The sequence below is a fragment of the Nocardioidaceae bacterium genome (assembly GCA_018672315.1).
Lineage (GTDB): Bacteria > Actinomycetota > Actinomycetes > Propionibacteriales > Nocardioidaceae > TYQ2.
Genome location: CP076053.1, coordinates 424,833 through 451,329, shown reverse-complemented (window position 1 = coordinate 451,329; position 26,497 = coordinate 424,833). Strand labels below are relative to the sequence as shown.

General features: G+C 69.1%; 23 protein-coding genes. 16 read left to right on the top strand and 7 right to left on the bottom strand.

The features are described from left to right. Positions 1-286 precede the first annotated feature (286 nt). The 9 genes from KLP28_02165 (at position 287) to KLP28_02125 (ending at position 10,519) form a co-directional block, all read left to right on the top strand. Positions 287-691, top strand: coding sequence for a TraR/DksA family transcriptional regulator (locus tag KLP28_02165; protein QWC86737.1), 405 nt, complete (start codon positions 287-289; stop codon positions 689-691). Then, positions 664-1,242, top strand: a complete 579-nt coding sequence (lspA, locus tag KLP28_02160) for a signal peptidase II (GenBank protein ID QWC85606.1) — start codon at positions 664-666, stop codon at positions 1,240-1,242. The genes KLP28_02165 and lspA overlap by 28 nt, the downstream gene beginning before the upstream one ends. Next, positions 1,239-2,180, top strand: a complete 942-nt coding sequence (locus tag KLP28_02155) for an RluA family pseudouridine synthase (protein QWC85605.1) — start codon at positions 1,239-1,241, stop codon at positions 2,178-2,180. Before lspA ends, KLP28_02155 begins: the two co-directional genes overlap by 4 nt. After that, a complete protein-coding gene (locus KLP28_02150) occupies positions 2,167-2,931 on the top strand; it encodes a GNAT family N-acetyltransferase (protein QWC85604.1) in 765 nt (254 codons plus the stop codon). The genes KLP28_02155 and KLP28_02150 overlap by 14 nt, the downstream gene beginning before the upstream one ends. Further along, entirely contained in the window at positions 2,928-3,845 is a 918-nt protein-coding gene (locus KLP28_02145) for a hypothetical protein (GenBank protein ID QWC85603.1), read from the top strand. Before KLP28_02150 ends, KLP28_02145 begins: the two co-directional genes overlap by 4 nt. Before the next feature lie 166 nt (positions 3,846-4,011). Next, complete coding sequence (dnaE, locus tag KLP28_02140) at positions 4,012-7,569, top strand: DNA polymerase III subunit alpha (GenBank protein ID QWC85602.1); 3,558 nt, start codon at positions 4,012-4,014, stop codon at positions 7,567-7,569. Next, complete coding sequence (locus KLP28_02135; protein QWC85601.1) at positions 7,566-8,153, top strand: hypothetical protein; 588 nt, start codon at positions 7,566-7,568, stop codon at positions 8,151-8,153. Before dnaE ends, KLP28_02135 begins: the two co-directional genes overlap by 4 nt. A gap of 60 nt (positions 8,154-8,213) precedes the next feature. Then, positions 8,214-9,779: a DUF3352 domain-containing protein gene (locus tag KLP28_02130; protein ID QWC85600.1), complete on the top strand. Its 1,566-nt coding sequence runs from the start codon at positions 8,214-8,216 to the stop codon at positions 9,777-9,779. 47 nt (positions 9,780-9,826) lie between these two features. Further along, positions 9,827-10,519, top strand: coding sequence for a dienelactone hydrolase family protein (locus KLP28_02125; GenBank protein QWC85599.1), 693 nt, complete (start codon positions 9,827-9,829; stop codon positions 10,517-10,519). A gap of 163 nt (positions 10,520-10,682) precedes the next feature. Here the strand turns inward: KLP28_02125 and ybaK are convergent, their stop codons facing one another. Genes ybaK through KLP28_02110 form a run of 3 tightly spaced genes read right to left on the bottom strand, consistent with a single transcriptional unit; the run spans position 10,683 to position 12,319 of the window. Continuing rightward, positions 10,683-11,171, bottom strand: coding sequence for a Cys-tRNA(Pro) deacylase (gene ybaK, locus KLP28_02120; protein ID QWC85598.1), 489 nt, complete (start codon positions 11,169-11,171; stop codon positions 10,683-10,685). A 22-nt stretch (positions 11,172-11,193) separates the two neighbouring features. Beyond that, positions 11,194-11,601 carry a VOC family protein gene (locus tag KLP28_02115; GenBank protein ID QWC85597.1) on the bottom strand — a complete coding sequence of 136 codons (408 nt, stop codon included), beginning with the start codon at positions 11,599-11,601 and terminating at the stop codon, positions 11,194-11,196. A gap of 43 nt (positions 11,602-11,644) precedes the next feature. After that, positions 11,645-12,319 carry an LON peptidase substrate-binding domain-containing protein gene (locus KLP28_02110; GenBank protein ID QWC85596.1) on the bottom strand — a complete coding sequence of 225 codons (675 nt, stop codon included), beginning with the start codon at positions 12,317-12,319 and terminating at the stop codon, positions 11,645-11,647. Positions 12,320-12,444: 125 nt separating this feature from the next. Between KLP28_02110 and hisD the strand changes: the two genes are divergently transcribed. From hisD to hisH, 4 genes are read left to right on the top strand one after another with little or no spacing between them, the layout of a single operon-like run. Then, positions 12,445-13,791, top strand: coding sequence for a histidinol dehydrogenase (hisD, locus tag KLP28_02105; protein QWC85595.1), 1,347 nt, complete (start codon positions 12,445-12,447; stop codon positions 13,789-13,791). Next, a complete protein-coding gene (locus KLP28_02100) occupies positions 13,788-14,882 on the top strand; it encodes a histidinol-phosphate transaminase (protein QWC85594.1) in 1,095 nt (364 codons plus the stop codon). The genes hisD and KLP28_02100 overlap by 4 nt, the downstream gene beginning before the upstream one ends. Next, positions 14,879-15,505, top strand: a complete 627-nt coding sequence (gene hisB / locus KLP28_02095) for an imidazoleglycerol-phosphate dehydratase HisB (protein QWC85593.1) — start codon at positions 14,879-14,881, stop codon at positions 15,503-15,505. Before KLP28_02100 ends, hisB begins: the two co-directional genes overlap by 4 nt. A 25-nt stretch (positions 15,506-15,530) precedes the next feature. Continuing rightward, positions 15,531-16,166: an imidazole glycerol phosphate synthase subunit HisH gene (gene hisH, locus KLP28_02090; GenBank protein QWC85592.1), complete on the top strand. Its 636-nt coding sequence runs from the start codon at positions 15,531-15,533 to the stop codon at positions 16,164-16,166. Between the two features lie 311 nt (positions 16,167-16,477). Here hisH and KLP28_02085 read toward each other — a convergent pair whose 3' ends face one another. The 4 genes from KLP28_02085 to KLP28_02070 form a co-directional block, all read right to left on the bottom strand. Next, complete coding sequence (locus KLP28_02085; protein ID QWC85591.1) at positions 16,478-17,689, bottom strand: DUF4062 domain-containing protein; 1,212 nt, start codon at positions 17,687-17,689, stop codon at positions 16,478-16,480. Beyond that, on the bottom strand, positions 17,677-18,411 hold the full coding sequence (locus tag KLP28_02080) for a methyltransferase domain-containing protein (protein ID QWC85590.1): 735 nt from the start codon (positions 18,409-18,411) through the stop codon (positions 17,677-17,679). Before KLP28_02080 ends, KLP28_02085 begins: the two co-directional genes overlap by 13 nt. A 61-nt stretch (positions 18,412-18,472) precedes the next feature. Beyond that, positions 18,473-19,441, bottom strand: coding sequence for an NAD(P)H-binding protein (locus tag KLP28_02075; protein ID QWC85589.1), 969 nt, complete (start codon positions 19,439-19,441; stop codon positions 18,473-18,475). A gap of 218 nt (positions 19,442-19,659) precedes the next feature. After that, complete coding sequence (locus KLP28_02070) at positions 19,660-20,913, bottom strand: VOC family protein (GenBank protein QWC85588.1); 1,254 nt, start codon at positions 20,911-20,913, stop codon at positions 19,660-19,662. A 171-nt stretch (positions 20,914-21,084) separates the two neighbouring features. Here KLP28_02070 and pulA point away from each other — a divergent pair, with 171 nt between their 5' ends. From pulA to KLP28_02055, 3 genes are all read left to right on the top strand, one after another. After that, entirely contained in the window at positions 21,085-22,704 is a 1,620-nt protein-coding gene (gene pulA / locus KLP28_02065; protein ID QWC85587.1) for a pullulanase-type alpha-1,6-glucosidase, read from the top strand. Positions 22,705-22,819: 115 nt separating this feature from the next. Beyond that, positions 22,820-24,193, top strand: a complete 1,374-nt coding sequence (locus tag KLP28_02060) for an IS1380 family transposase (GenBank protein ID QWC85586.1) — start codon at positions 22,820-22,822, stop codon at positions 24,191-24,193. A 553-nt stretch (positions 24,194-24,746) separates the two neighbouring features. Further along, complete coding sequence (locus KLP28_02055; protein QWC85585.1) at positions 24,747-25,634, top strand: restriction endonuclease; 888 nt, start codon at positions 24,747-24,749, stop codon at positions 25,632-25,634. Positions 25,635-26,497: the final 863 nt, after the last annotated feature.

Below are 26,497 nucleotides of genomic sequence, written 5' to 3'. Positions count from 1 at the left end.
TGGGTGCTTGCCGGGCCACCCGGAGGTCCCTATCCTGCCCGCGTCGAACCTCGTCCCGGCCGGGATCACCCGAGGTCGCGACAGGGCCCGATGGGGCCCGTTCCCCGCAGAGGAGAGCGCCATGGTGCGTGCCACGACCAGGGTCATCGCCGGTGCCGTCGGCGCGGCGGGCGCCGTGGCGCGGACGGCCCTCGCCGCCGCTCCGCTGGTGGGGAAGACCGCAGAGACCCCAGAGACCCCAGAGACCCCAGAGACCCCAGGGACAGAGGACGGCACCGTGACCGAGATGGCGGCACCCGAGGACCTCGTCACCCGCGAGGGTGAGGACCCGTGGACCGAGGCCGAGGTCGCGGAGGTGCACGAGGAGCTCACGCGCCGCGCCGAGGAGCTGCGTGCCGAGCTCGCCGAGCTCGACGCCGACCTCGACGGCCTGATCCGCGGCGGCGGCGAGGGCACCGGGCAGGACTCCGCTGACGTCGGGTCGGCCTCCTCCGAGCGTGACCAGGAGATCTCGCTGGTCAACAACGCGCGCACCATGCTGCACCAGACCGAGCGGGCGCTCGAGCGGCTGGCGGCCGGCAGCTTCGGTGTGTGCGAGGAGTGCGGGGAGCCGATCGGCAAGATGCGGGTCATGGCTTTCCCGCGTGCCACACTCTGCCTGTCATGCAAGCAGCGCGAGGAACGCCGCTGACCGACGGTCAGCCAGGAGACGGCTCAGGGGACGGCTCGGGGGACCGCGTACGCCCGCGACGTCGCTGGCTGCTGTTCGGGATCGTCGCGGTCGTGGCGTACGTGACCGACGTGGTCACCAAGATCGTCGCCGTCGCGACCATCGACCCGGGCGAGCGCATCGAGGTGCTCGGCCCGGTGCTGAGCCTGACGATGGTGCGCAACCCGGGGGCCGCGTTCTCCACGGGCACCGAGTTCACCATCGCGCTCTCGCTGCTCTCGATCGCCGTGCTGGTCGCGGTGCTGTGGATCTCCCGGCGCATCGGGTCGCCGCTGTGGGCGGTCGGGCTGGGCGCGCTCGCCGGCGGGGTCGGGGGCAACCTGACCGACCGGCTGCTCCGCTCCCCGGGACCCCTCGAGGGGCACGTCGTGGACTTCCTGGCCCTGCCGAACTGGCCCGTCTTCAACGTCGCCGACATGCTCATCAACGTCGCCGCGGTGACGATCGTGGTGCAGAGCCTGCGGGGCGTACGCCTCGACGGCACCCGCGACACCGGCGAGGACGACGCATGAGCGACCTGCCCGAGATCCGCAGCGTGCTCGTCCCCGACGGTCTGGCCGGGGAGCGGGTCGACGTGGCGATCGCGCGCATGTTCGGCCTGTCCCGGACGCGGGCGGGGGAGCTCGCCGCCGAGGGGCACGTCGAGCTCGACGACGTCCGCGTCGCCAAGTCCGAGCGGGTGCACCCCGGCTCGCGGCTCGACGTGCGCATCCCGCCGCCGGTCGACCCGGTCGCCGTGCGGCCCGAGGTGGTCGAGGGCATCAGCATCGTCCACGACGACGACAGCCTCGTGGTCATCGACAAGCCCGTCGGCGTCGCCGTGCACCCCAGCCCCGGCTGGACCGGCCCGACGGTCGTGGGGCACCTGGTGGCCGCCGGGTTCCGCATCTCCACCTCGGGGGCCTCGGAACGGCAGGGCATCGTGCAGCGCCTCGACGTCGGCACGTCCGGGATCATGGTGATCGCGAAGTCCGAGCACGCGTACTCGGTGCTGAAGAACGCGTTCCGGCACCGCACCGTCTCCAAGACCTACCACGCGCTGGTGCAGGGGCATCCGGACCCGATCGAGGGCACGATCGACGCGCCCGTGGGGCGCAACCCGCGTCACGACTTCAAGTTCGCGGTGATGGCCGACGGCAAGCACGCGGTCACCCACTACGCGACGCTGGAGGCCCACCGCTTCGCGAGCCTGTTGGAGATCGGGCTCGAGACGGGGCGTACGCACCAGATCCGGGTGCACATGAGCGCGGTGAAGCACCCGTGCGTGGGCGATCCGCTCTACGGCGGCGACCCGCGGCTCGCGGCGCGGCTGGGCCTGGACCGGCAGTGGCTGCACGCCGTACGCCTCGGCTTCGACCACCCCGAGACCGGGGAGCGGGTGGAGTACGAGTCCGGCTACCCCGACGACCTCGCCGCGGCGCTCGAGACGATCCGTCATGCCGTTGAGTGACAGAGCGTGGAGTGACAGGGCGTCGGTCGAGACGCTGCTGCTGCGGCCGGCGACGCCGGCGGACCTGCCGCAGGTCGCCGACGTGCTGGTCGCGAGCCGTGCCGCTGCCTCACCCTCGATGCCGCCGTTCGCACGCCCCGTGGAGGAGGTGCGTGAGGCCACCGCGGCCCTGGACCTGACCGACGGCCGTGAGGTGTGGGTCGCCGACCGCGACGGCGCGGTCGTCGGGTTCGCCGAGCTCCGGCAGGACTGGCTCGACGACCTCTACGTGCACCCCGACCACGCGGGGACGGGGGTGGGCACGGCCCTGGTCGACTGCGTCCGCGGGCTACGGCCCGGCGGGGTGTCGCTGTGGTGCTTCGCGACCAACGCGCCGGCTCGTGCCTTCTACGCCGCGCGGGGCTTCGTCGAGCTCGAGACCACCGACGGGTCGGCGAACGAGGAGGGCGTGCCGGACGTACGCCTCGTCTGGGCGGGTGCCGACCCCGTGTGGTGGCTGCGCCGGGAGATCGACGACGTGGACACCCACCTCGCGCGGCTGGTCGCCCAGCGCGTCGCGCTGACGGCGGCGGTGCAGCCGCACAAGCCCGTGCCCGGCCGGGCCGGTCGCGACCCCGAGCGGGAGGCGGCGATCGCGGCGCGCATGGTCGAGGTCGCCCCGGGCGTCGACGCGGCGGCGTACGCGCGGGTCGTGGACCTGCTGGTGGACCTCGGCCTGGAGCAGTTCGAGCGTACGGCGGGCGGCTCGTGAGCGGTCGGGGGCGGAGCGGGCGAGCACCTCGCCTCGCAGCCGTCGCGGTCATCGGCCTGACCCTGGTCGCCAGCGGGTGCAGCGGGAGCGAGGACCAGGACGGTGCGGCACCGCAGGCGTCCGCCTCGTCGAACCCCCCCTCGAGCCCGCCGGACCCGTCGGCGTCCCCGAGCCCGGCCGAGACCCTCGACCCCGACGTGATCGCACGCGCCACCGCGGTGCAGGCCGCGCAGCAGGCGCTCGGTGAGACCGGCCGCGGCACCTTCACGGTCGAGCTCGTCCGCGGCCTGCCCGCGGGTGTCCTGCCGACGGTCGAGGGGGCGTACGACTTCACGGTGCCCTCGGGGCGCTTCACCGCCAGGACCGAGGAGCCGGGTCGCACCGTCACACTGCGCTACCGCACGCGCGGCGGCCTGGCGTGGTCCCAGGTGCTCTACCCGGGTTCGCCGTTGGCGCCGGACTGCTGGTACCAGCTCGAGATCGAGCAGGGAGGCGTCGCGCTGCCCTCCCAGGCCGCGGCCCTGCTCTACCTCCGGCCCGGACCCGACCCGGACGCCGACACGGCCGTCGCCGAGCTCGGCGACGTGCTCAACGCCGTGGGACTGACCCGGCTCGCGAACCTGCTCACCGTCGACGCGGCGGCGACGCCGACCACCGTCGACGTGCTCCTGCGCGGCGAGGGCGACGACGCGAGGTTCACCGGGTGGACGGTCGACGGACAGGACGTGCTCGACGCGGTCGGCGAGGCCGACCTCGCGCCCGGCGGCCCGGGGGAGCTGGCGGCCGTACGCTCCGCGGTCGCCGCCGCGACCTGGCGGATCACGCTCGTGGACGCGGAGGAGTCCGGGGGCTCCGTCGGCACGCGACCGCCCCCGCCGGACCGCCTGCTGGTGGCCGGAAGAAGGTGCACCTGAGGCGTTCCCGACAGCCCCGGGCGGCGCGCCGAGTGCCTTTCACGGAGTGTCGGAGCGCTGTCCTAGGGTTGAGCACCTGCCCCTGGACCCGGCCATCCCGGGCTGCTCGATCGACCTCTGGTCGACCCCTCTTTTCCTCGCTCTGCGGAAGGTGAGACCACCCCCGATGCCGGCTGGCCAGCAGGACTCCTTCGTCCACCTGCACGTGCACACCGAGTACTCGATGCTCGACGGCGCCGCCCGCCTCGGCGACCTCGCGAACCGGGCCGCGGAGCTCGGCATGCCGGCGGTCGCGATGACCGACCACGGCAACGTGTTCGGGGCGTACGAGTTCTACTCCAAGTGCAAGGCGGCCGGCGTGAAGCCGATCGTCGGCATCGAGGCGTACTTCACGCCGAACTCCTCGCGTTTCGACCGCAAGGGCGTGAACTTCTACGACGGCGGTCCCGACGACGTCTCGGCGCGGGGTGCCTACACGCACATGACGCTGCTGAGCGAGACCACGGCCGGCATGCACAACCTGTTCCGGCTCTCCACCGGCTCCTGGCGCGACGGGTTCTTCAAGAAGCCGCGCATGGACCGTGAGCTGCTCGCCCGGCACGCCGACGGCATCATCGGCACCACCGGGTGTCCCTCGGGCGAGGTGCAGGTGCACCTGCGCTACGGGCAGTACGACGCCGCCCGCAAGGTCGCGGCGGAGTTCCAGGACATCCTCGGGCGCGACAACTACTTCCTCGAGCTGATGGACCACGGGCTCTCCATCGAGAAGCGCGTGCGCGACGACCTGCTCAAGCTCGGTCGCGACCTCGACATCCCGTTGCTGGCGACCAACGACTCGCACTACGTGCACCAGGCCGACGCCGCCTCCCAGGAGCACCTGCTCTGCATCAACTCCGGCTCCACGATGGACATCCCGGCCGGCGACGGCCCCGGGGAGCGGTTCGCGTTCTCCGGTGACGGCTACTACCTGAAGTCCGCCGCGGAGATGCGCACCCTGTGGGGCGAGACGTACGGGCTGCGCGAGGCGTGCGACAACACCCTGCTGATCGCCGAGCGGTGCGACGTCGAGTTCACCGAGGGCAACGGCACCTACATGCCTCGCTTCCCCTGCCCCGAGGGGGAGAACGAGGACTCCTGGATGATCAAGGAGATCGAGCGGGGGCTGCAGTTCCGCTACCCCGGCGGCATCCCCGACGCGGTGCGCAAGCAGGCCGAGTACGAGGTCGGCGTCATCACCTCGATGGGGTTCTCCGGCTACTTCCTCGTCGTCGCCGACTTCATCAACTGGGCCAAGGAGAACGGCATCCGCGTCGGCCCGGGCCGCGGGTCGGGCGCGGGCTCGATGGTGGCGTACGCGATGCGCATCACCGACCTCGACCCGTTGCGCCACGGCCTGATCTTCGAGCGGTTCCTCAACCCCGACCGCGTCTCGATGCCCGACTTCGACATCGACTTCGACGAGCGTCGTCGCGGCGAGGTCATCAAGTACGTCACGCAGAAGTACGGCGACGAGCGCGTGGCGTACATCGTCACCTACGGCACGATCAAGGCGAAGCAGGCCGTCAAGGACTCCAGCCGTATCCTCGGCTACCCCTTCGCGCTGGGCGACCGCATCACCAAGGCGATGCCGGCTGCGGTGATGGGCAAGGACGTGCCGCTGCCGAAGATCTTCGACCCCGAGCACGCGCGCTTCGGTGAGGGCGGCGACTTCCGCAACCTCTACAACTCCGAGGTCGACGTCAAGAAGGTCGTCGACACCGCGATGGGCATCGAGGGCCTCAAGCGCCAGTGGGGCGTGCACGCCGCCGGCATCATCATGAGCTCCGAGCCGTTGCTCGACGTGATCCCGATGCTCAAGCGTCCCGCTGACGGCGCGATGATCACCCAGTTCGACTACCCCACCTGTGAGGGCCTCGGCCTGATCAAGATGGACTTCCTGGGGCTGCGCAACCTCACGGTGCTCGACGACGCGATCCGCAACATCGAGGCCAACCGCGGTGAGCAGGTCGTGCTCGAGGACCTCGAGCTGACCGACCCGAAGACGTACGAGCTGCTGCAGAAGGGTGAGACCCTCGGGGTCTTCCAGCTCGACGGCGGCCCGATGCGGGCGCTGCTGCGCTCCATGCAGCCCGACGAGTTCGAGGACATCTCCGCGGTCGGCGCGCTGTACCGCCCGGGCCCGATGGGTGCGGACAGTCACAACAAGTACGCCCGCCGCAAGACCGGCCGCGAGCCCGTCGAGCCGCTGCACCCCGACCTCGCGGACGCGCTCGAGCCGATCCTGGGGGAGACCTACGGCCTGATCGTGTACCAGGAGCAGGTCATGGCGATCGCCCAGCAGCTCGCGGGCTACACGCTGGGCCAGGCCGACCTGCTGCGTCGCGCGATGGGCAAGAAGAAGAAGGAGGAGCTCGACAAGCAGTACGTCACCTTCTCCGGGGGCATGAAGGAGCGCGGCTTCTCCGACGCCTCCATCAAGGCGCTGTGGGACACCCTGCTGCCGTTCTCCGACTACGCGTTCAACAAGGCGCACTCCGCGGCGTACGGGGTGGTGTCGTACTGGACGGCCTACCTCAAGGCCAACTACCCCGCCGAATACATGGCGGCGCTCCTGACGTCCGTGAAGGACGACAAGGACAAGATGGCGATCTACCTCAACGAGTGCCGTCGCATGAAGATCCAGGTGCTGCCGCCCGACGTGAACCTCTCGGCGGCGAACTTCACCCCGGTCGGCACCGACATCCGGTTCGGCCTGACCGCGGTGCGCAACGTCGGCTCCAACGTCGTCGACGGCATCGTCGCGGCGCGGGAGGAGAAGGGCGCGTACGCCGACTTCAACGACTACATGGGCAAGGTGCCGGCGGTGGTGTGCCACAAGCGGGTCACCGAGTCGTTGGCGAAGGCGGGGGCGTTCGACTCCCTGGGCCACCGGCGCCGCGCGATCGTCGCGGTGCACGAGCGGGCCGTGGAGCAGTTCGCGGAGGCGAAGAAGAACGAGGCGATCGGTCAGGACTCCCTGTTCGCCGGGCTCGACGACGACGCCGGCGGCGGCTTCGGGGTCGGCGTGGACCTGCCCGACATCCCCGAGTGGGACAAGTCGCTGCTGCTCTCCCACGAGCGCGAGATGCTCGGCCTCTACGTCTCCGACCACCCGCTGCTGGGGCTCGAGCACGTGCTCAGCCAGCACGCCGACTGCACCGTGGGACGGCTGCTGACCGACGAGGAGCGCCCCGACGGCGCCCAGGTCACCATCTGCGGGCTCATCACCTCGGTCTCGCGCAGGATCACCAAGAAGGGCGACGCCTGGGCGACGGTCACGGTCGAGGACCTCGAGGGCGCCATCGAGGTGCTGCTGTTCCCCTCCTCCTACCAGCTCGCCGCGCCGCTGCTGGCCGAGGACGCTGTCGTGGCGGTCAAGGGCCGGTTGTCGCGCTCGAAGGACACGCCCGAGCTGATGGGGCAGGAGGTCACCGCCCCCGACGTCTCCGAGGGCCCGAGCGGTCCGGTGGTGATCGTGATGCCGTCGACGCGGTGCACCAAGCCGGTCGTCGACGAGCTCAAGGAGGTGCTGCGTACGCACCCGGGCACCACCGAGACCCACCTGCGGCTGCAGACCCGGGAGGCGACGCGCCTGATGCGACTGGGCGACAACCTGCGCGTGAGCCCCTGCCCTGAGCTGTTCGCCGACCTCAAGCACCTGCTGGGGCCCGGGTGTCTGGCGTGACGACGCCGCGACGGTCGGCGGCGACGACCTTCGTCGCGCTGGTGCTGGCGGGTGTCGTGGGCGGGGTGGTCTGGCGGCTGGTGTGGACGCCGGACGTCTACGTCGTCAGCGACGGCGCCGCCGGCCTCGGCGAGGTCGAGCTGGCGCGCACGTTCACCTCCGACGCCTGGTACCTCGTCGTCGCCGCCCCCCTGGGTCTGCTGGTCGGGCTGGCGCGTCGGCGCACGAGCAGGCCCTCGGGCATGCTCGACCTTCTCGCCGCGGTGGTCGGGTCGGCGGTGGCGGCGTACGTCATGCTCGGCGTCGGTCGCCTGCTGGGCCCGAGCGTGCTCTCACCCGCCGAGCTGTCAGGCGTCGCCGACGGCACCCGGCTGGACGGCCCGCTGCAGCTGGCGACGGCGGTCAGCAGCGAGGGCCTGGGATCGATCGTCTTCGTCGTGATGCTGGCCTGGCCGCTCGGGGTGCTCGCAGGGTGGGTCGCGGAGCTGATCATCCCCTCGCTGGAGCCGCGGGAGGTGCGTGAGCGACGCCAGGTCGGCGCGCCGGGATCTGCTGATCACGACCAGTCCGGCGCTCTATCCTGAGGCGTACGCCCCGACGCCACCTGTCGCTCGGGAACGACGCGACGCGGAGAGGCGCCAGGCATGAGCACGTACGAGGGTCCTGCTGACGAGGCTGCACCGACCGACCGCGGCACGGGGAGGCGCACGGCCTTCCTCGTGGCCGGCGCTCTCGCGCTCGTGCTCGTCGGGGGCGCCGTTGCCCTGGGGCTGCGGTTCCTCGGTGGCGGTGGCACCCAGCCCGCGGCAGTGGTGCCGGACGACGCGATCGCCTACGTCGGCATCGACTTCGACCCGCCGGCGGGCCAGAAGATCGAGGCGTACCGGTTCCTGCGGGCGTTCCCCGACCTGCGCGAGCGCGCACCGGAGGACCAGGAGGACCTGCGTCAGTTCCTCATCGAGCTGGCCCTGGACGAGGCTCCCGAGTGCGACCTGACCTGGGCCGACGACTTCGAGCCGTGGCTCGGCGACCGGGCGGCGATCGTGCTGCGTCCCGGTGAGGAGGAGCCGCAGGTGCTCGGCACGGTCCAGGTCACCGACGAGCAGGGTGCCCGCGAGACGGCTGCGGCGCTGGATGCGTGCGGCAGCGGCGCCGGGGCGGAGCCGACCGGCATCGCATTCGCCGACGGCTACGCGATCCTCGCCGAGACCCAGGCCATCGCCGACGGCGCGGTCGCAGCTGCGGGTCAGAGGTCGCTGGAGGACCTCGCGGAGTTCGACGAGATCACCGCGCTCAGCGGCCAGGACGGCATCGTCGAGGCGTGGTTCGGCAACGGCGTCGTCGAGGAGTTCCTCAAGCTGGCCGGCTCGGACCTGCCCGAGGGTGAGGAGGACTTCTTCACCGACCTCTACGACGGCGACCTGAGCGGCGCCTTCACCCTCCGGTTCGCCGAGGGTGGTCTGGAGGCGGTCGCCGCCTTCCGCTCCGACCAGCCCAGCACGGGCGCGCCCGCGGAGACGATCCGACTGGAGGACTTCCCGGCGGACACGGCGGTGGGCTTCACGGCGGGGGTCTCGGAGAACTACGAGCAGTTCCTCACCGAGCAACTCGACCTCTTCGCCGACTTCACCGGGGACCCGCGCCTGGTCGAGCGGTTCGAGCGGCAGAGCGGGCTGTCGCTGCCTGAGGACGTGCTCACGCTCGTCGGTGACGAGTTCGGTCTCGCGGTGCGTGAGGACGTCGTCTCGACGTTCTTCGAGCAGGACGTCCCGTTCTCCGAGGGCTCGGCTTCCCAGCCGCCGTCGCTGTCGCTGCCGGTGGCGCTGCTGACCAGCTCGGACGAGGCCGCGGTCTCCGACGTGCTGGACGCGCTCCGACCCCTCATCGCTCCGCTCGAGCTCTCCACGGCGTCCGGCGCGCTCGGCACGGCGTACGGTCCGGACGCGGACTGGAACGCTGCCGTCGCGGACCCGCAGGACCGGCTCGGCGACCTGGAGGCGTTCCAGGCCGTGCTGCCGGAGCTCGACGGCACCGACGGGGCGCTCTTCGTGAACTTCAACGGGGGGATCGCCGACGACATCCGCGGGTCCCTGTCCGGTCGGGACGTCCAGGAGTTCGACGACATCGTCGGTCCGCTGTCGGGCCTCGGCGTCTCGATCAGCACCGAGGGCGACGCCCAGGTGGCGCGCGTACGCCTCGGCACCGACTGACGCCGACCGACCCCGACTGATCCAGCCACTCACACCGAGGAGCCCGCATGTCCCAGGAGCAGTCCGAGCACAACGTCGAGTTCGCGACCAACGGCACGACGGCGTACGGCTACCTCGAGACGCCCGAGGGCGGCTCCGGGCCGGGCGTGATCGTGATCCAGGAGTGGTGGGGCCTCACGACCCACATCGCCGACGTCACCCGGCGCCTGGCGGGCGAGGGGTTCGTCGCGCTCGCGCCCGACCTGTACGGCAACCGCGTCGCCCACGACGGCGAGGAGGCGCAGCAGATGATGTCCGACCTCGACGCCAACGCGGCCTCGAAGATCCTCTCGGGCGCCATCGACTACCTGACCGGCCTGGACGCGACGACGTCCAGCACGGTCGGTGCGATCGGCTTCTGCATGGGTGGCGGGTTCGTGCTGTCGCTGGCCGAGCAGGCCGGCGATCGGGTCTCGGCGGCGGTCCCGTTCTACGGGTTCCCGCAGGGCGTCGAGCTGGAGCGGATCGCCGCCGACGTGCAGGGGCACTACGCGCGCGGCGACGAGGCGATCGACATCGCGGACGCGCGGCAGGCCTTCGGCCGCCTCAGCAGCCGCGACGGGGCGACGACGGAGCTCTTCGAGTACGACGCCGGCCACGCGTTCTTCAACGACGAGGACCTGATCGGCACCTACGACGCCGACGCCGCGGCACAGGCGTGGCAGCGCGCGACGAGCTTCCTGAAGGACCGCGTGCGCTGACCCCGGTGGTCGATCTGCCCCCGGTGGTCGAGGAGTGAGGCGCTAGCCGAGCTGCCCCGGTGGTCGAGGAGTGAGGCGCTAGCCGAGCCGCCCCGGTGGTCGAGGAGTGAGGCGCTAGCCGAGCCGCGAGACCCCGTGAGCCGTGAAGCAGGCCCACCCCCCCTCACCCAGCGGCGATCACCGCCACCCCCGCGCCGGTGAGACCAACGAGATCAGCCGGCCTCAACTCGACATCCAGCCCACGCCGACCGGCGGAGACGAGCACGGTCGCGTACGCCTCGGCCGAGCGGTCGACGACCGTGCGCAGCCGCTTCTTCTGCCCCAGCGGTGAGATGCCGCCGACGACGTAGCCGGTCGTACGCTCGGCCGCCTTCGGGTCGGCCATCGTCGCCTTCTTGCCGCCGAGGGCGGCGGCGAGTGCCTTGAGGTCCAGCCGGCCGGTCACCGGGACCACGGCGACGACGAGTTCACCGTCGAGGTCGGCCAGCAGGGTCTTGAAGACCCGGGCGGGGTCGACGTCGAGAGCCTGGGCAGCCTCGAGTCCGTAGTCGGTGACGGCCGGGTCGTGGTCGTACGCACGCACCTCGTGGGGGACGCCGCTCCGGGCCAGCAGGCGCAGGGCGGGCGTCGCGCCGGACTTCGCGGAGGCCATGACGTGGTCGGGGTGCCGGTCGCTAGTCCGGCACGACGCTCAGCTGCCAGGACACACCGAATCGGTCGTCCACCCATCCGAAGGGCCCGAAGCCGTAGTCGTCGAGCGGCATGTGCACCGTGCCGCCCTCGGCGAGGCCGGCGAAGACGTGTCGCAGGTCGGCGTCGGTGTCGAGCTCGAGCCACAGCGACGTCGCCGGGCTCGGACCCCAGGCGTGCTCGACGAAGCTGTCGCTGAGCCGCAGCGGGTGCCCGGCCAGCTCGAGCTCCGCGACCATCACCGACCCCTCGGGGCCGGGGCCCTCCGCGCCGTGGCGGACGTCGGAGACGACCCGGCCCGCGGGGAAGAGCCTGGTGTAGAACTCGATGGCCTCGCCGGCGTGCTGCCCCTTGCCGGCCTGGAACGTCAGGAACGGGACGAGTCGGCTCATGGCCTCTCCTTGGTGTGGTGCGCGTCGGATCCCGACGAGAAACCTAGTTGGGTGACCAGCCAGAGCGGGCGATCTCGGTCGCCGGCAGGGAGGGGAGCGCGCGCATGGAGCGCATCTCGTCGGTGAGGTAGGTGCGCAGCAGACGCAGCCGGTCCGCGGCGGTCTCGGCCTCGAGCAGCGACTGCCGGTGGTGCATCGGCAGCAGCGCTGTGGCCGAGAGGGCGTAGGAGAGGAACGACGGGTCGGACCCGAAGGAGCCGGACCGCACGATCTCGCCGCGCATCTCGGCGAGGCGGCCGCGGTACTGCTCGAAGGTCTCCAGCGCCCGGTGCGCCTCCTCGTCGGCGTCGGCGAGGTCGGGCTCGTCGTCCTCGAGCAGCTCGACCTCACCGGAGGGGAACCCGTCGGTCGTGCCCATCTGCAGCAGCTGCATCCGCTGCCGGGCGAGCACCTCGATCTCGAAGCCACCGTCGGAGTGCGGGGTGCACTCGGTCATCTGCAGCAGGACGCCGGTGGTGTGCACGGCCTGTGCGCCGTGCTCGCCGACCTCGTAGCCCGCGCGGATCGCGACGGTGCCGAGCAGCCGGTTGCGGGGCATGTCCTCGGCGAGCAGGTGGCGTACGAGCGCGCGGTAGCGCTTCTCGAAGACGTTGAGCGGCACCCGCATACCGGGGAAGACCACCGTGTTCAGCGGGAACATCGGCAGCTGCTGGGACATGCCTCTCAACCTAGTACGCCGCCGGTGGCCCACCGGTGGTTGACGGGCGAGGCGGTGACGCGGGCGCGTCTGATCTCACGCGTACGCCGTGCGGGGGCCACTCGCCGCGCACCTAGAATGAGGTCATGATCCGCCGACTCGACCTGCGCGACGCAGGACCTGACCTCGACTACCGCGCCGCGGTGCCGCGCGCCGAGTTCGACGTCGAGTCCGCCGTGCATGTCGTTCGTCCGATCTGCGCCGAGGTGCGCGCCCGTGGCGTGGAGGCGATCACCGAGTACTCCGCTCAGTTCGACGGCGTCACCCAGACCGAGATCGCCGTGCCGCGCGAGGCCCTGCGCGACGCGCTGGCCAACCTCGACCCCGACGTACGCGCCGGGCTGGAGGAGTCCATCCGCCGCCTCCGCGCCACGTGCGAGGCCGAGATGGAGCACGACACCACCACCGAGGTCGCCCCAGGCGCCGTGGTGCGCAACCGCATGGTGCCGATGGGCCGCGTGGGCCTGTACGTGCCCGGCGGGCTCTCCCCGCTGGTCTCCTCCGTCGTCATGAACGTAGTCCCCGCCCAGGTCGCCGGCGTCGGCTCCATCGCGCTGACCTCCAGCCCGCAGAAGGCGTTCGGCGGCCTGCCGCACCCCACGATCCTGGCTGCCTGCGAACTGCTCGGCATCGACGAGGTGTACGCCGTCGGCGGCGCCCAGGCGATCGCGATGTTCGCCTACGGCGCCGGTCCGTGCCGGCCGGTCGACCTGGTCACCGGCCCGGGCAACATCTACGTGGTCGCGGCGAAGCGCTACCTCAAGGGTGTCGTCGGCATCGACTCCGAGGCCGGCCCGACCGAGATCGCGATCCTCGCCGACGACTCCGCCAGCGCCCGCAACGTCGCCGCCGACCTGCTCAGCCAGGCCGAGCACGACCCGATGGCCGGGTCGGTGCTGGTCACCCCGAGCGACGACCTCGCCGCCGCGGTCGAGGCCGAGCTCGAGCTGCAGGTGCCGCAGACCAAGCACGAGGAGCGCGTACGCACCGCCCTCGGTGGTCCGCAGTCGGCGATCGTTACGGTCACCGACCTCGACCAGGGCATGAAGGTGGTTAACGCGTACGCCGCGGAGCACCTCGAGATCCAGACCGTCGACGCCGACGAGAGAGCGATGACGGTGCAGAACTCGGGCGCGGTGTTCGTCGGGTCGTTCACGCCGGTGTCGCTGGGCGACTACTGCGCGGGATCCAACCACGTGCTGCCCACCGCCGGCTGCGCGTGCCACTCCTCGGGTCTCTCGGTGCGGTCGTTCCTCAAGGCGGTGCACGTGGTGACGTACACGGAGTCGGCCCTCAAGGAGGTCGGCACCCACGTCATCAACCTCGCGCACGCCGAGGACCTGCCCGGTCACGGCGCGGCGGTGCGGGCGCGGCTGGCGCCGGAGACGTTCGACGCTGCTGCCGATCAGGCTGACGCCGGGGCGAACCAGTGACCTGGCCCCCGCTGCGGGACGAGCTGCGGGGGGTCGAGCCGTACGGGGCGCCGCAGCTCGACGTGCCGGTGCAGCTGAACGTCAACGAGAACCCGTACGCCCCCGACGAGGCGTGCGTCGCCGACATCGCAGCCTCGGTCGGTGAGGCGGCGACGACGCTGAACCGCTACCCCGACCGGGAGCACATGGGGCTGCGTGAGCAGCTCGCGGCGTACTTGAACGCCGACACCCCCGCCGGCCTGACGGCCGCGAACACGTGGGCGGCGAACGGGTCCAACGAGGTGATGAGCCAGATCCTGCAGGCGTTCGGCGGCCCGGGGCGTACGGCGGTGAGCTTCGCGCCGACGTACTCGATGTATCCGGAGTACGCCCGCAACTCGCTGACGACGTGGGTGGCGGGGCACCGAGCGGAGGACTTCACGCTCGACATCGCCCACGCGGTGGCGACGGTGAAGGAGCACGAGCCGACGGTCGTGCTGCTGCCGAGCCCGAACAACCCGACCGGCACGGCGCTCGCGCCGGAGGCCGTGGTCGCGATCGCGGAGGCGCTGGCGACGCAGGAGCTGCCGGGTGTGCTGGTGATCGACGAAGCGTACGGCGAGTTCCGTCGCGAGGGCACTCCGAGCGCGCTGGCGCTGCTGGGCGAGCACCGCAACCTGGTGGTGACGCGCACGATGAGCAAGGCGTTCGCGCTGGCCGGTGGCCGGGTGGGCTACCTGGCGGCGGCGACCGAGATCGTGGACGCGCTGCGGGTGGTGCGGCTGCCGTACCACCTCTCGGCGGTGACGCAGGCGATGGCGCTGGCGGCGCTGCGGCACGCTCCGAGCCTGCTGGGCAAGGTCGACGAGCTGCGGGCCGAGCGTGACCGCACCGTGGAGTGGCTGCGCGGGCAGGGTCTGACGGTGGCGGACTCGGACGCGAACTTCGTCTTCGTCGGCCGGTTCGAGGATCGTCACCAGGTCTGGCAGGGTCTGCTGGACCGAGGTGTGCTGGTGCGGGAGACCGGGCCGGACGGATGGCTGCGCGTGTCGATCGGCACGGGCGAGGAGATGGCGGCGTTCAAGGACGCCCTGGTGGAGGTGCTCTCATGAGCGAGCAGGCTGGCGCAGCAAAGCGGACTGCGACGATCGAGCGCGCGACGAAGGAGTCGAGCGTCTTCGTCGAGGTCGACCTCGACGGGTCCGGCAAGGGCGAGATCTCGACGGGCGTCGGGTTCTACGACCACATGCTCAACAGCCTGGCGCGGCACGCGCTGCTCGATCTGACGGTGCGCACCGAGGGCGACACCCACATCGACGCCCACCACACCGTCGAGGACACCGCGATCGCCCTGGGAGACGCGCTGAAGATCGCGTTGGGCGACAAGAAGGGCATTCGCCGGTTCGGCGACGCGCTCGTGCCGCTGGACGAGGCGCTGGTGCAGTGTGCGGTGGACGTCTCCGGGCGGCCGTACTGCGTGCACGTCGGTGAGCCCGAGGGCCAGATCTACGTCGCGATCGGCGGCGACTACCAGGGTTCGCTGACCCGCCACGTGTTCGAGACGATCGCGTTCCACGCCCAGATCGCGCTGCACATCCGCGTGCTGAGCAGCCGCGACCCGCACCACCTGGTGGAGGCGCAGTTCAAGGCGTTCGCGCGAGCGCTGCGGGATGCGGTGGCGTTCGATCCGCGTGAGGGCGGGGTGCCTTCGACGAAGGGCACGCTGGCCGACTGATCTCTGTCTTTCTGGAGGCTCTGGGATGAGCAAGCCTGATGTGGTGGTGCTCGACTACGGGTCGGGCAACACCCGCTCGGCCGTGCGCGCGCTGGAGCGCGCCGGCGCGAACGTCGAGCTGACCGCGGACCGGGACCGTGCGCAGCACTGCGACGGTCTCGTGGTGCCGGGCGTCGGGGCGTACGCCGCGTGCGTGGCGGGGCTGCTGCAGGTCAAGGCGGGTGAGGTCATCGGTCGTCGGTTGGCGGGTGGTCGTCCGGTGCTGGGCATTTGTGTCGGCATGCAGGTGCTCTTCGAGACCGGGATCGAGCACGGCGTGCGCACCGAGGGCCTGGGGGAGTGGCCGGGGTCTGTCACGCGTCTGGAGGCTGAGGTCGTGCCGCACATGGGCTGGAACACCGTCGACGTGCCGGCTGGGTCTCAGCTGTTCGATGGTGTCGAGAGCGAGCGGTTCTACTTCGTGCATTCCTACGCGGCGCGTACGTGGGACCTGGTCACCCACGGCAAGACCAAGGAACCGTTGGTGACGTACGCCGAGCACGGTGGCGACAGGTTTGTGGCGGCGGTGGAGAACGGGCCGTTGTGTGCGACGCAGTTCCACCCGGAGAAGTCGGGGGATGCGGGTGCGCGGCTGCTAAGCAACTGGGTCGCCACCCTCTAAGGTTCACCCGACAGGGTTCGGGGCCGGACGAAAAGTTCGAGTTCGCGCGCGTAGGCGGCGAGGTCGTGCGCGTCATGCTTTTCCCGGATGGCGGGGAATGACATTAAAGCGTTATAGCCGCTTGGATCCGGCCAGGTGGGTGCGAGCGACGCTCCTGACCTCGGGGTCTCGACCCACTGGCGCGCCGAACACTCGCGGGGAATTGCGGTCGGATCGTGTTCCGCGCGCTCGGATCAAAAGCTCAAAGCGTCGCTGCATGACAGCGGTTACGGGCGGCGGAGTTGGCGAAGAATGAGATCGTATTCGTGTCCTTACTCTGGACTACCGGGCTCTTCGTTGGTTTTTCCTTGAGCTAACAGAGGGTCAACTACTTGCGCCGAGGGGGGACTCACGGCGGGCTCCAGACTATCTGTCCCAGTCGACGTCGGACGAGTGCGAAGCTCACGTTCGACGAAGGGACGGATTACCGGACGGCCTGCGTCGTCTAGATCGACGAGAGCATCGAAAGCAGCTGCGCGGTCTGTCGTTGGCAACGCTTGAAAAGTTTGCCAGTCATTAGCGAGACGATCGATCACAAAACTTGGGAAGCGCGCAAGCAGCTTAGCGCCACTGTCTAGTTCGAGAATGCTTTCATATCTTCGGATCTCCTCGTCCTCGCCAGAGCCAACCGAGACGACTCCGGCTGTCTCGCGGAGCATCTCCCAGAAGGGCGCCTGCGAGTCAACGACCGCCTCTCTCATCGGTTTATGCGGACTGGGAAGCTGGCGCAGAAAATCGAGTAGGCGCCGGTAGCGAACAACTGCTCGTGCGGCGGCCCGGCTTCCCGCGTCGCCAAATGAGGCTAGGAGTGCAGCCTTGAGATCCTCAAACTGGTCCGCCAACCGGTCAATGCGCACACCCTCGTCTCGGCCCGTTCTCGACTCGGCAAGCATTCGCTGGAAGAGGCCTGCCCACTGCTTTTGTAGGTGTTCCATCACCTCTTCCATGCGATCAAAAGCAATGACCGCATTATTGTAAGATCTTCCTTGTAGAAAATCGATGAAATTGAATATATACTCTGCATTGCCTGCCTGAGCGATCGAAGGATAGACGATCTTACTGGCGAACTCAAGATTCTTGTTCCGTTGAAACACCGAGTAGTCGTGGTGCACGCCCGCCTCAACAAAGGCGAATATAGGGATTCCGCAGTTCGCGGCGGTGAGCGCCTCTGCCTGGGTGATCGAGATTTTCTGCTCGCTCGAGTCTTCGAGGAAGCGCATGACATCTTGGTCGGTCACTTTCTCCAGAGAATCAATTTGAATGTCACTTCCAAATCTCGAGCCAATTACAAGAACGACCATGTCGCAGGTTTGCACTTCTGCGATGCAACTCTTGTGGGCATGTTCTCGAGGATCGTAGACGACGTCCGAATAATCACTAAGAACGGGGTCGTAACCGAGTCCCTGAATGAAGCCCCTCAGTGCCGAGCGTAAGACTCCTAGGTCGTAAGCAGTACTAGACACGAAGACTCTCAAGTTCGCCATGCAGCTTCCTTCGCAAGATGAATATCGACGGGCCTGACCAGTGACAGTACAAGCGTGCAGTTTGACCAGCAACGGAGATGCCGTTGCGAGCGGTGGCGAGACCTTCGTCTCACCACTTCTGCGGAAACGAAGGCCCTCATGGACGTAACCATGTCGGCGTGGACAGCTGTCCTCGCCGTCATCGTCGCGATGCTCGCGGTCGACCTGTTCATGCACCGCGACGCGCACCGCATCGGCCGCGGGGAGAGTTCGCGCTCGCCGGTGCCGGACTGGAAGCCGACGAGTAGGTGCCCGCCGGGTCGCAGCACGCGAGCGACCTCGCGATAGATCGTCGGCTGCTCGGGCCGCGGGGTGTGGATGGTCGAGTACCAGAGCAGGACGCCATCGAAGGTCCCCGACCCGAACGGCAGTTGATTCAAGCTCGCAACCGAGAACGCGACGCCCGGGACGCTGCGGCTCGCCTCGGCGACCATGCCGGGGGACAGATCTATCCCGCTGGCGTCGAGGCCTCGGCCGACGAGGTGACGGCTGAGGCGTCCTGTGCCGCAGCCGGCGTCGAGCACGTTCGCGGCGGGCCCGACCGTGTCGATGAAGGCGTCGAGCATCGCCAGATCGAGCGGTGCCTCTGCCCGTAGGTCCGGCAGCCGTGCTGCGTACAGGTCGGCGACGGTGTCGTACGCCGCGCGTACGGACTCTGGCGACTGCCCCGGGACCTCTGCCATGCGCCGAGTATCGCCCGTGCGGGCGGAGGTCGATCGAGAGCGAGCCGCGAGGCCCGGACGCCTAGCTGGGGTCGGTCGACGCGCTGGACTGCACGTCGCCGCGCTTGCTCGTGCCCTCGGCTCCGCCGGTAGTCAGCGAGCGGCACAGCGCTTCGGCGACGCCGGTGAAGGTGAAGTCGTCGTCGATGAGCTCGCCGCGCACGGTGTTCTCACCGCAGACCATGTCGTGGCGCAGGCTGGCGACGAGCGCGGTGACCTCGATCTTCTCGAGTCCGCTGATCGCGGCGCAGGCGCGGCCGACGAGCTTGGCGGAGAGGCCGGGAACGAGCACGGTGCGTCGTCGGAGGCCTGCGACGACGGCGAAGGTGGCGAGCAGGTCGCGGTAGCTGAGGACCTCGTCGCCGCCGACGTCGAAGTGCCCGTCGGCGGCGGTCGATGCGATGGCGTACTCGATGAGGTGTACGACGTCCTCGACGGCGACGGGCTGGATCTTGTTGTCCATCCATCGCGGCACGGGCGTCAGGAGCGGGATGCGCTCGCTGAGGCGGCGCAGCAGCTCGTACGAGGTGGACCCGGATCCGATCACCATCGCGGCGCGCAGCACGACGGCGGGTACGGGGGAGTCAAGGAAGACCTCTTCGACCTCGAGGCGAGAGCGCAGGTGGTCCGACAGCTCGCCGTCGGGCACGAGGCCGGACAGGTAGACGACCCGAGTGACGCCGGCGGCCTCGCAGGCGCGGGCGACTCGCTCGGCGGCCTCACGGTCCTTGCGTACGAAGTCCTCGTCGTCCATGGAGTGCACGAGATAGACGACGACGTCGACGCCCTCGATGGCTGACGCGATGAGGTCCTCGTCGGCGATGTCGAATTCGCGGGTCTCGACGCCGTCGTCCCACGGGTAGTCCTCGGTGCCGGACCGGCTCGCTGCGACGACGCGGTGACCCGCTTCGAGGAGCGCAGGCACGAGTCGGGAGCCGACGTAGCCGGTGGCGCCGGTGACAAGGACCGTCTTCGGATCGTGCGTGGGCATGCGGCTCCTGCCGTGGGGGTGCGCCTCGCGGCACGGCGACTCGTCGCCCGGATCTGCAGCGTCCTCTGCATGGTGCCCGGCGGACGAGGCCGTGATGCGCCCGGGCGGTTGCTTGTCCGCGTTCACGGCTCACGCCTGATGCGGTGCCTCAACGCGGTTGATCGGACACAGCATGTGTGTCTGATCCACCGCGCTGATCCGAAGAGGAGGCGTCGCTGTCAGCTGGCTGCGGCGCGCTCCGCGTCGTAGAGCGCGTACGGGTCGTGCAGCTCGACGCCGAGCGCGTCGGCCAGCCATCCCGCGTCTCGTGCCGCCGCCCGCTGGGACGCGTCGGCCTTGCCGTCGCTGGTGAGGTTCGAGGCGAAGATGCCGGCGGCCGACTTCGGGAGGAAGTCCTCGTACACGACCGGCGCGAGCCCCGACGGCGAGTCGGGGTCGGGCACGTAGTAGGCCAGGTCGTGCTCGTGCAGGTCGCGCTCGGTCATCGGCAGGGCCTTGATGCCGCCCTCGTCGTACGCCGCCCTGCCGGCTGGGGTGAGGGCGACCCCGCGGGCCTCGACCTCCCCGAACCGCACGCGCAGCTCGCCCTGGCGTAGAGAGCCATCGGCGTCGCGGAACGTACGCGGCTCCGCCAGTGCCCGGAACGACGTCTGCCGCAGCAGCACGTCCGGCCGACCCGACTCGCGCGAAGAGGGAGGACCTTGGATGCGGTCGATCATCTCGATTCCGCGCTCGCCCATGCGGCGGTACAGCTCGTCGATGTCGAGCACCCGCGGCGTGAGGTGGTTGATGTGCGTCGAGGCGACGCCGCCGATGTCGGCGGCGACAGACGAGATGGACTCGAGGTGCGCGTACCACTCGGCGTCGACCGGTTCGGGGCTCAGCGCGAAGGCCGCCGTCGCCAGCTCGAGGAAACGCGAGCCGTCCGCGTCCGCCAGCGAGCCCCACTCGACCATCCGGTCCGCGAGACCCAGGAGCTCGCCGGAGAACAGGGTCCGCGCCCCGAGGAACTCCTCCAGCCGACCCTGTGTCGGCTCGTCGAAGAACCGCCGGTCGTCGGTGACCAGCAGCGATGTGAACACCCGGAACGGGTTCGCCGCCAGCTCGTCGCGATCGATCGGGCGGAACGCAGTCGAGACGACCGGGATCGGCGGGTTTGCCGCCCGTAGGTCGTAGAAACCCACCGGGTGCATCCCGCACGCCGCGAAGATGCGTGCCACCTGGCCCAGTTCCTCAGGAGTGCCGAGCCGGATCGCCCCGTGCCGCTCGGCCGTCACCCGCGAGAGCGACCCGAGCCGCTGCGCCGCGTCGCCCTCCCGCTCGATCACCTCAGCGTTGATCTCCTCGCAAACCTCTACCAGCGTCGTGTACGCCGGCACCTCGCCGCCGTAGAGGGTCGAGAGCGAGCGCGCGAAGGCCGCGCGGAGGTCGGTCGGCTTCCACGCGGTTGGTGATTGCTGGAATCCCGACATGCTGCCTCCCTTGCGAGTAGATCACTCGAATGCCATCTCGATCCGCCACTCTCGCGCCTCTTGGGCGCCGCCTACAACTTCCGGTCTGGCTTGTCGTGATCACGTGCAACCTCGCCGACGTAGGCATGGACCACCTGCACCTGCTGCCGACGTACGACCTGAGCTCGGTGCTTGAGGTCGACCAAGGCGACGACGGACTGCGACGTCGCGTCTTCCGGGCCGGCGTCGACGGAGCAGCAGGAATGCACCGCGGAGACCAGGGCTGACGACGGCTTCAACTGGGGCTACGACCCCTTCCACTACACGACGCCGGAGGGGTCGTACGCGACCGATCCGGACGGGCCGCTGCGCACGCTGGAGTACCGCGAGATGGTCAAGGCGGTCAACGGGCTCGGGATGCGGCTGGTGACGGACAACGTCTACAACCACACCTACGAGGGCGGACAGAGCGAGAAGTCGGTGCTCGACAAGATCGTGCCGGGCTACTACCACCGCCTGACGCCGGACACCGGTGAGATCGAGACGTCGATCTGCTGCTTCAACACCGCGACCGAGCGGACCATGATGGAGAAGCTCATGGTCGACTCGGTGGTGACGTGGGCGCGGGACTACAAGGTGACGGGCTTCCGGTTCGACCTGATGGGTCACCACAGCCTGGCGACGATGCAGGCCGTACGCGCGGCGCTCGACGAGCTCACCGTGGCTGAGGACGGGGTGGACGGTCGCTCGATTTACCTGTACGGCGAGGGCTGGAACTTCGGCGAGGTCGCCGACGACGCTCGGTTCGTGCAGGCGACCCAGGGCAATCTCGCGGGGACCGGGATCGGGTCGTTCAACGACCGGATGCGCGATGCGGTGCACGGCGGGTCGCCGTTCGACGAGGACCCGCGCGGGCAGGGGTTCGCGACGGGGCTGTTCACGGAGCCGAACGGGTCGGGCGTCGGTGGCAGTGCCGCTGATCAGGAGAACCGTCTGCTGTACCTGCAGGACCGCATCAAGGTCGGGCTCGCCGGAAACCTGCGCGACTACGTCTTCACTGACTGCACGGGGCAGCAGATCTCGGGTGGTGACTTCGATGCCACCGGGTACGCCGGTGACCCGTCGGAGACGGTGAACTACGTCGACGCGCACGACAACGAGACGCTGGCCGACATCCTGACGCTGAAGCTGAATCCGGACCTGTCGCCGGCGGAGCGGGGTCGGATGAACACGGTGGCGCAGGCGACGACGGCGCTGTCGCAGGGCGTCTCGTTTTGGCACGCGGGCACGGACTTGCTGCGGTCGAAGTCGCTCGATCGGGACAGCTACGACTCGGGGGACTGGTTCAACCGGGTCGATTGGAGCTGGCAGGAGAACACGTTCGGCAGCGGGCTGCCGGGGGCGTGGCGCAACGAGGACAAGTGGCAGTACATGCGGCCGCTGCTCGAGCGGGCTGACGAGCTGCGTCCGAGTGCGGAGGACATAGCGGCGGCGAAGGGTCGGGCGCTGGACCTGCTGCGGATGCGTACGTCGTCCCCGCTGTTCCACATCGGTGACGCGGAGGGGATCCAGCAGCGGGTGAGCTTCCCGGATGGCGGGCCGGATCAGGCGCGGGGTGTGATCACGATGCAGGTCTCCGACGACGGGGCGACGGACCTGGACCCGGATCTGGAGGAGATTGTGGTGGTCTTCAACGCGACCCCGGACGAGGTCTCGCAGACGGTGGCTGGTGCAAGGAACGGCTTCCGGCTGCACCCGGTGCAGGCGGACGGTTCGGACCCGGTGGTGAGGGGCTCGTCGGCTGAGCCCTGATCCACCGATGTCGAGTGGTGGCGTGAGCGTGGCGTAGAACGAGAATGCCCTCCTGAGCAGGGAGGATCTGGATTGCGACGTCCGATCCGAACCACTCAAGAGGGGCACCTCGTAAGTGAAACCTTCTCACACGATCCGGCCTGTGTTCGATGACCCGAACCTGGTGTCGGCAGCCGGTCTGGTCCCGGCGCTGCGGCTGGCCGAGTCGGCCGGGCTCTACGACCTTCTCGACGACCTGACGGTGGCCTCGCCGAACGCTGCTGCGAAGACCGCGTCGGTGGTCGGCGGGATGCTCGCCGGTGCGGATTCCATCGATGACCTCGACCTGTTGCGCCACGGTGGGATGGGCCGACTGTTCGCCGGGGTCCGGGCACCGTCGACGCTGGGCACGTTCCTGCGCTCGTTCACCCACGGGCACGTGCAGCAGCTCGACAAGATCAACGCCGGGCTGCTGGCCGGACTCGCGACCCGGGTGCCCGGCCTGCTCGCCGGTTCGGACGCGGACGGGATTGCGTTCGTTGATGTCGACGACACCGTCCGCGAGGTCCACGGCTACGCCAAGCAGGGAGCGGCGTTCGGGTACACCGGCCAGCGCGGTCTCAACGTCCAGCTGGCGGCGATCTCGACTCCGACCGCAGCACCAGTCATCGCCCGCGCCCGGCTCCGCAAGGGCAACACCGCTTCCGCGAGGGGCGCCGGCAGGTTGTTGGCCCAGGTGATCACGACCGCCCGCGCCGCTGGCGTGACCGGTCGGATCCTGGCGCGTGCGGACTCCGCCTACTACGGGCACGCGTTCGTCGGCACCGCCCTGCGGCACAAGACGTGGTTCTCGGTGACCGCGCGGATGACGCCGAGCGTGACCGCGGCGATCACCAGCATCGACGCAGGTGCCTGGAAGCCGATCGAGTACCCCAACGCGGTCTACGACGAGGACGAGCAACGCTGGGTCAGCGACGCCGAGGTCGCCGAAGTTCCCTTCGTGGCGTTCACCGGCCGCCGCAAGCGCGAGCACGTCCGGTGTCGTCTGGTCGTGCGCCGGGTCAAGCGACTCCAGCCCCTGGCATCGGACGGGACCGAGCAGGGCGAGCTGTTCGCGACCTACCGCCACCACGCCTTCATCACCAACAGCACACTTTCGACCGTCGAGGCTGATCAACGTCATCGTGACCACGCGCTGGTCGAGCAGGTCATCGCCGAGCTCAAGGATGGTCCGCTCGCGCACCTGCCGTCGGGGAAGTACGCGGCCAACGCCGCCTGGGTCTCCCATGCCGTGATCGCGTTCAACATCGCCCGCGCTACCGCGGTCGCTGCCTCGATGCGCACCGCCCGCTGGGCAACCCTGCGCACCCGGATCATCAACATCCCCGGCCGGATCGCGACCACCGGCCGGCGCCTCGTCCTGCACCTTCCCACCCACTGGCCGTGGGCATCGCGCTGGAAACTGTTGTGGTCGACCGCGTCCGGGCCACCAGCCCTTGTCACGACCTGACCACCCAGCCAGAGACGGCGCGACCGAGGACCTCGAAGTGGAAAAGCCGGCACCGACCGGCAGATCAGCCACGCCCCGAGACCAAGCGACGCGAAGGCTCCACCGGAATCACCGACCACAAATCAACGGTGGTGGATCCGGGCTGAGGGGAACGTGTTCACGGTGCCGTCGAGGACGGTGGCGGTGTTCGTGCGGTGATCGACCCTCAATGGGACCGATAGCCGGTAGGCGAGCTTGCGGCGGTCGCGGTCGTTGCTGCGGATATCTGGATGAGCGTCAGTCCAAGCGGAATGACGCGCCTTAGGTCGGGCGAGTGTCGGCGACCTGCGCGTTACCCAAACTGGCCGTCGGTGACCTCGGCGCTCGGGCACAACGTGTCACAGCGTGCGCTGCAGAACCGCCAAGGCTCAATGCGGTGCGATAGAAGTAACTCATGACAGTGGATGATTTTGATTGGCGTCAAGCCTTCCGTGACGCTGATGCCTTGCCCTCGACCGCGTCAGGCAAGGAGAAAGCGGCACGTGGGCGTAATTTTGAGCGCATCCTTGCGGCCATGTTCGCCGAAGAGGGCTTGGAACCGCGGTTGAGCTACCGGCCGAAGGGTGAGGAGATCGACGGTTCGATCTGGTTCCACGGCCGCACGATCCTTGTCGAGGCGAAGTGGACCGGCGACCCCCACCCGGCGTCGAGCATCTATCAGTTTAAGGGCAAGGTAGACGGAAAGCTCGTCGGCACACTCGGCCTCTTCATTAGCATTGGCGGGTTCAGTAGCGCTTCAGTTGACGCTCTTGTCGCAGGCAAGGAGCTGAACCTGATCCTTGCCGACGGTGATGACTTGCGGGCGATCATCGACCAGAAGGTGACGCTAGTAGAAGCACTTGAGCGAAAGCTGCGCGCAGCCGGCGACGAGGGGACACCGTTCCTGCCACTGACTGCACCGGTCATTGCACAGACGGCGGCTGCAGGACAGCATTTAGTCGTGGTCGAGGGCCGCTCGGACGTCCGGTTCTTCGAGTCGGTGCGTCGGGTCTACATGGCTTCGAGGCCCGTAACGTTCGTTCCTGCCTCGGGCCCCATGAACATGATTCCGGTCACGCGGCTCATGCTCGAAGTCGCCGAGTCTGTCGCGACTCTTACCGTCGTTGTGGACGGAGACGTCGAAGGGCCGCAGGCAGACCGATTGCGTGCCGACCTCGATGAGCTAGTCGCTGAATACGAAGTGTCGCTAGACAGCGTTGAGGTGATCGTGGCCCAGCCGGACACAGAGGTCGCACTGGGATTGGCGGATCCAGAGACGCCATGGCGGGACCGAAGGCACCTACGCAACGTGTCGGATGCGACCCTGGACGCCCTAGTCGCGGACGCTGACCTGCCAGGTCGAGCCGCCGCAAATCCGACGATTGCCAGGCTGCTGACCTCGATCGGCGTCCGCCACGAGTGACTGGACTCATCGCCAAGAACCGGTCCGGTGGCTAGGCAGCCAACGCGCTCGAGCTTAAGCGACCTGCAACCCAACGCCTGGGCCTCTCCGCTCGATTCCTAGCGACAAAACTCTATTGCCTTCAGCAGCGTCTGCTGGTCGCTGGTCGTTAGTGATCACGAGTGTTCCATGACTTCATGCTGGTGTGCTATCGGCATTCGGCGAATCTGTCTACCGGGTGGCTCTGCCCCCGGCGGACGGGGCACCTCGATCCGCAGTTGACGTCAACGACGCCCGTTTCTTGTATGCCGTCGGCGGCGAAAGCAAGGGCATGGAAGACCATCCGTGCCTACGTCGGCAGGCCGCCTGGGAGTTTCGGCTACCTACCGATCGGCCCTCGCAACCTCGCGCCGCGCAACGGCGCCGGGGTAGAGAGTCGGGACGCGGCGTCGACAGTCCAACGCGAGGGTTCGATCAAGACTAGCAACGGGAGCTGGTTTTAGGTCGTCCTGATACGGCTGCGGGACATAGCCGGCGGTCATCACAATCTGGTTGCTGGACAACAGCGAGATGCGCCCTGGCAGGACGAAGAAGGCTCCAGCAAGCGCCTTCATCGACTTGAATCTTTTGCTGAGACGCACGCGGTGATCCCCTTTTTCCCGCTTTGTCTCCGAAGCCCATCAGTAGGTCGTCGCGCGGCGGTGTCATCAGCTCAAGAATGATTGGCTGCATCCTGCTCTTGACCTATGCGGTCTTGTAGTCGAGCCAGGTCGCCATGTCCTCACGGAACGCGCAGGAAGTGAGGACAAAAGCGGCGGTCCGCCGTACGACCTTTGTCGCCCAATCTAGTGTGCTCAGGAAGGGGTGAGACGACCCGCGCGATG